2 protein-coding genes are annotated in these 2,429 nt (G+C 73.6%); one reads left to right on the top strand and one right to left on the bottom strand.

Going from position 1 to position 2,429, the window contains the following annotated elements; genetic code table 11:
* On the top strand, window positions 1–1,238 hold a 1,238-nt coding region (locus AOK09_RS35745), incomplete at its 5' end, for a thiamine pyrophosphate-dependent enzyme (protein WP_055591344.1).
* Window positions 1,239–1,251: 13 nt separating this feature from the next.
* Here AOK09_RS35745 and AOK09_RS35750 read toward each other — a convergent pair.
* Window positions 1,252–2,157 (bottom strand): LLM class flavin-dependent oxidoreductase, encoded by a 906-nt coding sequence (locus AOK09_RS35750; RefSeq protein ID WP_055591345.1) that lies wholly within the window; start codon window positions 2,155–2,157, stop codon window positions 1,252–1,254.
* Between the last annotated feature and the right edge of the window lie 272 nt (window positions 2,158–2,429).

Raw genomic sequence — 2,429 nt, forward strand, 5'->3', positions numbered from 1 at the left:
CCCCGCAGCCCGCCAGTACCCACGCCCTGGTCACCCGCCGCCCGCTGGTCCGCCCCGGGGAGGCCGACCTGGACGCGCTGGCCGGTCTGGTGGACGCCGCCGGCAAGGTCACCCTCTTCTGCGGCAGCGGAACCGAGGGGGCGCACAGCGAGGTGATGGCCTTTGCCGAGCGCGTCAAGGCGCCGGTGGGGCACGCCCTGCGCGGCAAGGAGTTCATCCAGTACGACAACCCCTATGACGTGGGGATGTCCGGCCTGCTGGGCTACGGCGCCGCCTACGAGGCCATGCACGGCTGCGACCTGCTGCTCCTGCTGGGCACCGACTTCCCGTACAACGCCTTCCTGCCCGACGACGTACACATCGCCCAGGTGGACGTGCGTCCGGAGAACCTGGGGCGCCGCTCCCGGCTGGACCTGGCGGTCTGGGGCGACGTGGGCGAGACGCTGCGCTGTCTGACGCCGCGGGTGAAGGAGAAGACCAACCGCCGCTTCCTGGACTCCATGCTCAAGAAGCACGCCCAGGCGCTGGAGGGGGTGGTCGGCGCCTACACCCGCAAGGTGGAACGCCATGTGCCGCTGCACCCGGAGTACGTGGCGGCGGTGCTGGACGAGGAGGCGGCCGACGACGCCGTCTTCACCGTGGACACCGGCATGTGCAACGTCTGGGCCGCCCGCTATCTGACCCCCAACGGCCGGCGGCGGGTCATCGGCTCCTTCACCCACGGCTCCATGGCCAACGCACTGCCGCAGGCGATCGGTGCACAGTTCCTGGACCGCCGCCGCCAGGTGGTCGCCATGTCGGGGGACGGCGGCTTCTCCATGCTGATGGGCGACTTCCTGACGCTGGTGCAGTACGACCTGCCGGTCAAGGTGGTGCTCTTCGACAACTCCTCCCTGGGCATGGTGGAGCTGGAGATGCTGGTGGCCGGGCTGCCCGCGTTCGGCACCACCAACAGCAACCCCGACTTCGCCGCGGTCGCCGAGGCCTGCGGAGCCTTCGGGGTCAGGGTGGAGAAGCCCAAGCAGCTGCGCGGAGCCCTGCGGGCAGCGCTGAAGCACCGCGGACCGGCGCTGGTGGACGTGGTCACCGATCCCAACGCCCTCTCCATCCCGCCGAAGATCACCGGCGAACAGGTCAGCGGCTTCGCGCTCTCCATGGGCCGGATGGTGCTGGACGGCGGTGTCGGCCGGATGGTGCAGCTGGCCCGCGCCAATCTGCGCAACATCCCGCGCCCCTGAACGCGGGGCGCGGTCAGCCCTTCAGCGCGGCCAGCGTCCTGCGTACCTGGTCCAGCGGGTCGGGCCCGATGGGACGCAGCACGACCGAGTCCGCGCCCGCCTCGCGCAGCGCCCTGATCCCCGCGGCCACGGCGGCCCCGTCGCCCGCGGCCAGGAAGACCTCCGCGGCGGGCACCCCCAGCCAGTCGGCGTACCCGGCGACGACCGGCGCGGTCGCGGCCGCCAGCTGCTCCGGATCGTCGTCGACCCGGAGATGGGTGAAGACCACCAGGTCGTGGTGGTCGTCGCGGCCGGCCGCCCGGCGGCCCTCGTCGATCCGCTCCAGGGCCGCGGCAAGGGCCTGGGGGCCCTGGCCCTCGGCCATCACGGTGCCCTCCGCGACCCGGCCCGACAGCTCCAGCGACCGCGGCCGCACCACACCCGCGAGCACCGGGGGCACCACGGCGGGAGGGTGGACCAGCCGTACCCCGTCGAGGCTCACGGTGCGGCCCTTCAGCGTGACCTCCTCGCCGCGCAGCAGCGCCCGCACGGCGGTCAGGGTCTCCTCCAGCAGCGCCATCCGCGCGGGCTGCAGGGCGCCGGCGGCCTCCAGCAGCTCGGCGGCACCGTGTCCGACGCCCGCGATCAGCCGGCCGGGGAACAGCCGGGCGAGGGTGGCCAGTTCCATGGCCAGCAGGACGGGGTTGCGCAGCGGGGCCGGGGCGATGCCGATGCCGACCCGAAGCCGCCGGGTGGCGCCCAGCGCCGCGGCGGCCGAGGCGATGGACCCGCCCCACGGCAGGTCCTCCACCACCCAGAGCTCATCGACGCCGAGGTCCTCCAGGGCGGCGGCGAAGCCGGTGAGCTCCTCGGGAGCCCGGTCGCGGTCGAACATCACACCCAGCCGGGGCAGCTGCTGCTGCGGGTCTGCGGAAGGCATCCCGGCAGGCTAGCAGAGCAGGTCGCCCCGGCTGCGGGCCCGGAGCACGGTGTCGAACGGGGCTCGCCGAACACGAGCTGACTGGCCATCGGGGCGTCGACGGAGGTCCTGCACCGCCGTACCGGCTGCTGCCGGTACGGCGGGTCAACCTCAGTGGTCAGCCACATGGGTCAGCCGCAGGCGAGGTCCGCGAAGGACGTCGGCGCGGCGGCGGCGGTGCTGGTGGCCAGGAAGCCCGCGGTGGCGCTGGCGCCCGGGGCCAGGGTGCCGTT

It is taken from the genome of Peterkaempfera griseoplana (assembly GCF_001418575.1).
Lineage (GTDB): Bacteria > Actinomycetota > Actinomycetes > Streptomycetales > Streptomycetaceae > Peterkaempfera > Peterkaempfera griseoplana.